This is a genomic window from Methylophaga sp. UBA4204, assembly GCF_002379485.1.
Lineage (GTDB): Bacteria > Pseudomonadota > Gammaproteobacteria > Nitrosococcales > Methylophagaceae > Methylophaga.
Genome location: NZ_DFTU01000056.1, coordinates 6,613 through 14,555 on the forward strand (window position 1 = coordinate 6,613; position 7,943 = coordinate 14,555).

The 7,943-nt window shown below is 46.8% G+C and carries 8 protein-coding genes; all 8 read left to right on the forward strand.

Features of this window, described 5'->3' with window-relative positions:
* Window positions 1–1,296, forward strand: a 1,296-nt coding sequence (locus tag B3182_RS08160; RefSeq protein WP_292752290.1) for a putative bifunctional diguanylate cyclase/phosphodiesterase, incomplete at its 5' end; no start/stop codon positions are given.
* A gap of 140 nt (window positions 1,297–1,436) precedes the next feature.
* The gene (ndhC, locus tag B3182_RS08165; protein WP_292353706.1) at window positions 1,437–1,793 is read left to right on the forward strand and encodes an NADH-quinone oxidoreductase subunit A; all 357 of its coding nucleotides are present in this window, start codon (window positions 1,437–1,439) and stop codon (window positions 1,791–1,793) included.
* A complete protein-coding gene (locus tag B3182_RS08170) occupies window positions 1,784–2,272 on the forward strand; it encodes a NuoB/complex I 20 kDa subunit family protein (protein WP_292353707.1) in 489 nt (162 codons plus the stop codon). Before ndhC ends, B3182_RS08170 begins: the two co-directional genes overlap by 10 nt.
* A gap of 9 nt (window positions 2,273–2,281) precedes the next feature.
* Window positions 2,282–2,953 carry an NADH-quinone oxidoreductase subunit C gene (locus B3182_RS08175; RefSeq protein ID WP_292353708.1) on the forward strand — a complete coding sequence of 224 codons (672 nt, stop codon included), beginning with the start codon at window positions 2,282–2,284 and terminating at the stop codon, window positions 2,951–2,953.
* Window positions 2,953–4,206: an NADH-quinone oxidoreductase subunit D gene (locus B3182_RS08180; RefSeq protein WP_292353709.1), complete on the forward strand. Its 1,254-nt coding sequence runs from the start codon at window positions 2,953–2,955 to the stop codon at window positions 4,204–4,206. Before B3182_RS08175 ends, B3182_RS08180 begins: the two co-directional genes overlap by 1 nt.
* On the forward strand, window positions 4,203–4,715 hold the full coding sequence (gene nuoE / locus B3182_RS08185) for an NADH-quinone oxidoreductase subunit NuoE (RefSeq protein WP_292353710.1): 513 nt from the start codon (window positions 4,203–4,205) through the stop codon (window positions 4,713–4,715). The genes B3182_RS08180 and nuoE overlap by 4 nt, the downstream gene beginning before the upstream one ends.
* Window positions 4,715–6,013: an NADH-quinone oxidoreductase subunit NuoF gene (gene nuoF, locus B3182_RS08190; protein ID WP_292353711.1), complete on the forward strand. Its 1,299-nt coding sequence runs from the start codon at window positions 4,715–4,717 to the stop codon at window positions 6,011–6,013. Before nuoE ends, nuoF begins: the two co-directional genes overlap by 1 nt.
* Window positions 6,006–7,943, forward strand: a complete 1,938-nt coding sequence (gene nuoG / locus B3182_RS08195; protein ID WP_292752293.1) for an NADH-quinone oxidoreductase subunit NuoG — start codon at window positions 6,006–6,008, stop codon at window positions 7,941–7,943. The genes nuoF and nuoG overlap by 8 nt, the downstream gene beginning before the upstream one ends.

Here is a 7,943-nt window from a genome sequence, read left to right on the forward strand (position 1 = left end):
ATTCATCTGGCGCAATACGATACGTTAACGAGCCTGCCTAATCGCTTTCTGGCATTGGATCGTTTATCCCAACGGCTGAAGTTGGCCCACCCCAATAAAGACATGGTGGGTGTGTTATGTATGGATTTAGATGATTTTAAAAAAATTAACGAATCATTGGGACATTCTGCCGGCGATGCCTTACTGATCCAGGTCACAAAGCGTATTCAGACGCATATTCGCCATGGTGACACTCTTGGTCGGCTTGGTGGTGATGAATTTATTGTGTTGCTGACCGACCTGCAGACAACGGAGGAAATTACGCAAATTGTTGAAAATCTGATTCAGCAATTTCGCTTGCCTTTCAGCATTGATGGGCAATCTCTCACAATGACCTTAAGTATTGGTGTTGCCATTCATCCTGTGGATGGAAATGATGCTTCACAATTACTCAGACAAGCTGATGCAGCCATGTTTTATGCTAAAAGTAATGGGCGTAATACTTTTACATATTACACCGAGTCAATGAACCGTGATGCAACCCGCCGATTATTGATAGAGCAACAGATGTATGGAGCTTTGGAAAGAGGCGAGTTTTATCTGTTTTATCAACCACAGATTGAGTTGGCAACGGGGAAAATGATTGGTGCTGAAGCCTTGTTACGTTGGCAAAACGATCAGTTGGGTCCCATCGGTCCTGATGAGTTTATACCTGTTGCTGAGCAAACCGGTCTGATTGTCTCGATTGGCGAATTTGTGATGCATTCAGCTATAAAAATGGCATCAAAATGGCAGGCGCTTCAGCCAGATTTTCGCATGGCGATCAACCTTTCTCCCTGTCAGTTTCGTGACCCTGGATTGTTAGGTTTTGTAGAGCAGCAGCTACTGCAATACCCAGTTCAGCCCAATACGCTGGAATTGGAAATAACCGAGGGTGTATTACTTAGCGGCTACCTGATGACTGATGAGTTATTTCAGTCTTTTACTGCTAAGGGAATTGAGATGGCGATGGACGATTTTGGTACTGGCTATTCATCACTTAGCTATCTGCGGCGCTATCCTTTTGCCATATTAAAAATCGATCGAAGCTTTATTAACGATATGACAACTGATCCAGCCGATAGGGAATTGGTTAATGCCAGCATTGCCATGGCGCATGGGCTTGGCCTGAAAGTCGTTGCTGAAGGTGTGGAGACTGAAGAGCAGGCAAACTCCCTCAAAATAATGAATTGCGATTATGTGCAGGGATATTATTTCAGCAAACCGATTACCCCTGATGAATTAATCTCAAAGCTGGAGAATTATGTTCATGAATAAATGCATCTAAATGCACGCTTCAAATACAGCCCGTTAATGTGTACTATCGGGAGTTGATCAAATAATTTTGATTTCGTAAAAACAATAATAATTATCAGGTGTCACAAAGACACTACATCTCGGAAGAGTGGAAGGGCGGCATGTTAGAGGGATACCTCCCCATTTTGTTGTTTATTATCATTGGCATTGGCTTCGGTGTGATGCCTCTTATTGCGGGCTTTATTATCGGGCCACAGCGCCCTGATGCCGAAAAACGCTCCAGCTATGAATGTGGCTTTGAACCTTTTGAAGACACGCATGGCAGATTTGATGTGCGTTATTACCTGGTTGCCATTCTGTTTATCATTTTCGATCTGGAAATCGCCTTTTTATTCCCTTGGGCTATCGTGCTCGATGAAATCGGGGTGTTTGGTTTGCTGGCCATGTTCCTGTTTCTGGGGATTCTGGTAGTAGGCTTCATCTATGAATGGAAAAAAGGAGCCCTGGAATGGGAATAGAGGGCGTTCTTCACGAAGGTATAGTCACCACTTCTGCAGATAAATTAATTAACTGGGCCCGGACCGGTTCTTTATGGCCGATGACCTTTGGTCTGGCATGTTGTGCGGTTGAAATGATGCATGCCGGAGCTTCACGTTATGATCTGGATCGTTTCGGGGTAGTGTTTCGGCCCAGTCCCCGTCAGTCGGATGTGATGATTGTGGCTGGCACCCTTGTTAACAAAATGGCACCGGCATTACGCAAGGTCTATGACCAGATGTCCGAACCTCGCTGGGTTATTTCAATGGGATCCTGTGCTAATGGCGGTGGCTACTACCATTATTCCTATTCAGTCGTTCGGGGCTGTGATCGGATAGTACCGGTGGATATTTATGTGCCGGGTTGTCCGCCAACTGCTGAAGCCTTACTCTACGGTATTATTCAGTTACAGAAAAAGATTCAACGTACCAATACCATCGCTAAAAGCTCACAAGCATAAGGTTGTTGCATGGAATCGCTTAAACATAAACTGGAACAGCATTTTGCCAATCAGCTGGTGGAGTGTGAGTTTAATCGTGGCGAATTAACAATCCATGTTGAGGCTGAACAGATTATTCCAGTATGCCAAGCATTACGCGATGAATTTGAGTTTACCCAATTAATTGATTTATGCGGTGTAGATTATTCCGTATACGGCAACAGTGGCTGGGAAACCAAACAGGCCACTGAACATGGTTTCAGTCGGGCACGTGAACCGTTTTCGCAAATCGACGAAATGGACGAAGGCTTTCGCTATGCCGTTGTTTATCATTTGCTATCGGTGCAACACAATAATCGACTTCGCCTTAAGGTGGATCTGATTGCTGAAACGCCCATTATTGATTCAGTTACCAGCATCTGGCATTCGGCTGACTGGTACGAACGTGAAGCCTTTGATTTGTTTGGCATCCTGTTCAAAGGCCATGAAGATCTGCGACGTATTCTGACGGATTATGGTTTTGTCGGACATCCGTTTCGCAAGGATTTCCCATTGATTGGCAATGTAGAAATGCTTTATGACCCCGAACAGAAACGGGTGATTTATCAGCCAGTCAGTATTGAACCTAGAACACTGGTCCCGCGGGTAATTCGTGATGATAACCGTTACCTGCAACCGCATGGCAGCGAGGCCAAGAAATAATGGCTGAAATTAAAAATTACACGCTGAATTTTGGCCCACAACATCCAGCAGCACATGGTGTATTACGGCTGATTCTGGAAATGGATGGCGAGGTTATTGTGCACGCTGATCCACATATTGGTTTGCTGCATCGTGGTACCGAAAAGCTGGCTGAGTCCAAACCCTATAACCAGAGTATTGGTTATATGGATCGGCTGGATTATGTGTCGATGATGTGTAACGAACATGCCTATGTGATGGCGATAGAAAAGCTATTAGGTATTGAACCTCCGGTTCGGGCACAGTACATCCGGGTTTTGTTTGATGAAATGACCCGGGTTTTGAATCACCTGATGTGGCTTGGTGCACATGGTCTGGATATCGGTGCTATGACCGTCTTTCTTTATTGCTTTCGTGAGCGTGAAGATTTAATGGACTGTTACGAAGCTGTATCCGGTGCAAGGTTACATGCAACCTATTATCGTCCAGGTGGCGTCTATCGTGATTTACCCAACAGCATGCCGCAATATCAAAAATCCAAATGGCATTCTGACGCAGAGGTTAAAAAGTTAAACCAAAGCCGCGAAGGCAGCCTGCTCGATTTTATTGAGGACTTCTGTCAACGCTTTCCCAAATGCGTTGATGAATATGAAACGCTGTTGACCGATAACCGTATCTGGAAGCAACGTACCGTAGGAATTGGTGTGGTATCGCCGGAACGCGCGCTGCAACTTGGTTTTACCGGACCAATGCTACGTGGCAGTGGTGTGGAATGGGATTTAAGGCGCAAGCAGCCCTATGAAGTTTATGACCGATTGGATTTTGATATCCCGGTGGGTAAAGAGGGGGATTGTTATGATCGATATCTGGTACGCATTGAAGAGATGCGTCAGTCCAATAAAATCATGCAGCAATGTATTGACTGGCTGCGAGTCAATCCGGGGCCAGTGATTGTTGATAATGTCAAAATAGCGCCTCCCAGCAGAGCGGATATGAAAGATGATATGGAAGCATTAATTCATCATTTCAAACTGTTTACTGAAGGCTATTGTGTGCCAGAAGGTGAGGTATACAGTGCAGTAGAACATCCAAAAGGTGAGTTTGGAATTTATATGGTTTCGGACGGTGCCAATAAACCTTATCGCGTCAAAATACGTGCTCCGGGCTTTCCCCATCTTGCCGCAATGAACGAAATGGCTAAAGGCCACTTGCTGGCTGATGTGGTGGCCATTATCGGTACCATGGATATTGTTTTCGGGGAGATTGACCGATGACAGCAGAGTTGCAACTCACAGGCCACCGGGATCAGCTGTTCAGTGAAGCCATCCGCCAACAGTTGGATAGCTGGATTAGTAAATATCCACCAGGCCAGGCTCAATCAGCGGTCATACCGGCTTTGCATATTCTGCAGGATGCGCATGAAGGATGGCTAAGCGAGGGATTGATGCGTGCGTTGGCGGAATATCTGGATATTCCGGTTATCAGTGTGTTTGAAGTCGCTACGTTTTATACGATGTTTGAACTCAAACCGGTGGGCCAGCATAAAATCAGCCTTTGTACCAATATTTCCTGTCAGCTATGTGGTTCGGAAGATATCGCCAGACATATTCAGAAAAAGCTGGGGGTTGGTTTTGGGCAAACCACTGCTGACGGCAAATTCACGTTAAAAGAAGTAGAGTGCCTGGGAGCTTGTGTCGGTGCCCCCATGTTATTGCTGGATCGTGATTACCATGAGCACCTGACCGTGGAAAAAATCGATACGCTTTTAGACGGGGTGAAATGATGCAACAAAACCAGGTTTGTTTTCGCACCATGCACCTTGACCAGCCCTGGTCGATGGAAGCTTATCGCAGCGTTGGCGGTTACGAAGTACTGGAGAAAATTCTCCGTGAAAAGACCCGTCAGGAAAGTATTATTGAGACCATCAAAAATTCGGCACTACGTGGACGCGGCGGTGCTGGCTTTCCAACCGGGCTGAAATGGAGCTTTATGCCGCGGCGTATGCCAGGGGATAAATATATTGTCTGCAACTCGGATGAAGGCGAGCCCGGCACCTGTAAAGATCGTGACATTATGCGTTACAACCCGCACCAGCTGATTGAAGGCATGATTATCGCCGGCTATACCATTGGTGCCCAACGTGGCTACAACTATATTCGTGGTGAGTTTTTTGAGCCGATTGAACGGTTTGAACAAGCATTAATTGAAGCACGTGAAGCGGGTTATTTAGGCAAGGATATTCTTGGTAGTGGATTTAATTTTGAACTTCATACCCATCCTGGGGCCGGTGCGTATATCTGCGGTGAAGAAACGGCATTACTCGAATCCCTGGAAGGCAAAAAAGGCCAGCCGCGTTACAAACCCCCATTCCCGGCAGGCTATGGTTTATACGGCCGGCCAACCACAATAAACAATACCGAAACGTTAGCCTCGGTGCCTGTCATACTGCAACATGGTGCGGACTGGTTTCATGAGCTGGGCACACCAAATAACGGCGGTCAGAAAATCTTCTGCATGACCGGCCATGTGAATAAACCGGGAAATTATGAAGTGCCATTGGGAATGCCCTTTGCAGAATTACTGGAACTCGCCGGTGGTGTCCGCAATGGCAACAAACTTAAAGCCGTTATCCCCGGTGGCAGTTCGACACCTGTGGTACCTGCAGATGTCATGATGCAAACCGCAATGAGCTATGACGGTATCGGCAAGGCAGGTTCGATGCTTGGGGCAGGGTCAGTGATTGTAATGGACGAAACCACCTGCATGGTCAAAGCGTTGGAGCGCATCGCCTATTTTTATTACGAGGAGTCCTGCGGTCAGTGCACCCCTTGTCGTGAAGGCACCGGCTGGCTATATCGCGTTATTAAACGCATTGAAAATGGCGAAGGCCGTCAGGAAGATCTGGATCGTCTGGTAGATGTTGCGAACAACATTAACGGTAATACGATCTGTGCTCTGGGCGATGCCGCAGCCGCGCCGGTTATCAGCTTTATCAAGCATTTTCGCGATGAATTTCAGTATCACATCGATCACCAACGCTGCCTGGTTGATGAACCAGAATTGAAGTTGAACTATGGTTAATATCGAAATTGATGGCATTCCACTTAAAGTGGATTCAGCCAAAATGATTATTCAGGCTGCTGATGAGGCGGGTATTGATATTCCGCGTTTTTGTTATCACAAAAACCTGTCGATAGTGGCCAACTGCCGTATGTGTCTGGTTGAAGTCGATAAGGCTCGTAAAGCCTTGCCAGCTTGTGCCACGCCAGTTGCAGAGGGAATGAAAGTATTTACTCAGTCAGAAACAGCGCTGGCAGCACAACGTGGCGTTATGGAATTTCTGCTGATCAATCACCCGTTGGATTGCCCGATTTGTGATCAGGGCGGCGAGTGTGAATTACAGGATTTATCGCTGGGCTATGGCAGTGGCATAAGCCGATTCAGTGAGAAAAAACGGGTTGTGAAAGACAAGGATATCGGACCGCTGGTGCAAACCGATATGACCCGCTGCATCCACTGTACCCGTTGTGTGCGCTTTGGGCAGGAAATTGCCGGCATCAAAGAATTGGGTGCGACAGGCCGTGGTGAACATATGGAAATCGGTACCTATGTTGAACACAGTCTGGCGTCGGAGTTATCAGGCAATATCATTGATATCTGTCCGGTAGGTGCACTGACTTCCAAACCTTTCCGTTATAAAGCACGGGCCTGGGAGATGACTTCCCACCCGTCAATTGCGATGCATGATGCCGTGGGTTCCAGTGTGGAGATTCATACCCGGCAGAATGATGTTATGCGTGTGGTTGCCAGAGATAATGAATCCGTCAATCAAAGCTGGATTTCAGACCGGGATCGTTTCAGTTATCTTGGTTTAAAACATCCTGATCGTTTGCTGCATCCCATGATTAAGCAAAATGGTGAATGGCAGACTACCGATTGGCAGACGGCTCTTGAGTTTGCAGTAGAAGGAATCAAACACGTTAAAACCAAAAATGGTGCCGATCAGATTGCCGGCTTGATATCCCCCACAGCTACATTGGAAGAAGCCTATCTGTTCCAGAAATGGCTACGTAATTTTGGTAGTCAGAATATTGATCATCGCTTACGGCAGCAGGATTTCAGTGACGCAGGGCAGGAGCAATTCAGCCCAATCTGCCTGGCAGAAGTTGAAGATTGTGATGCGATTGTCTTATTGGGTTGTAATGTTCGCAGTGAAGCGCCCCTGTTAGCCCATCGAATTCGCCAGTCGGCTTATGCCGGCGGGCTGGTCAGTGATATTAATTTCTTCAAAACCGATTTGCTGATGCCGACAGACCGTCAGGTGGTGGTGAATACGGCACAACTATTCGCCTTGCTCAGCGGCATTACCAAAGCGTTATTACATTTGGATAAGGAGGCTGCTGCAGCCTGGCAACATCTGATTCCTGAAAAAGCGGCCTCGGCAACCGAGCAGAATATTGCGATGCAGCTGGCTAATGGCAATCAACCATTAATTGTTGTTGGTGCATTAGCCAATCAGCACCCTCAGGCAGCAGTCATTCGATCAATGGCGGCGCTTATCAGTAAACTGACAGGAGCACGGCTGTTAATTCTACCGGAAGCGAATAGTCAGGCTTTGCATTTGGCCGGCGCTTTACCGCATAACGAAATGATTAAAGACGTAAAGCCTGGCCTGGATGCTAAAACGGTCTGGGAAGAGCAGTTACGTGCATATGTATTAATGAATATTGAACCGGAATTTGACTGTTCAAATCCCTCTGCTGCCCAACTTGCCTTGCAACGAGCCGGTTTTGTGGTCGCAATAAACAGTTTTCATTGCAACAGTCTTCATGAGTATGCCGACGTATTACTGCCTTTGGCGGCATTTGCAGAAACGTCTGGTACATTTGTCGGTCTGGATCATCAATGGCAGTCCTTTACCGGCGCAGTGGCACCACCGGGAGAAAGTCGTCCAGGCTGGAAAATTCTGCGGGTACTGGGCAATATTTCAAAATTCAACGGGTTTGATTAA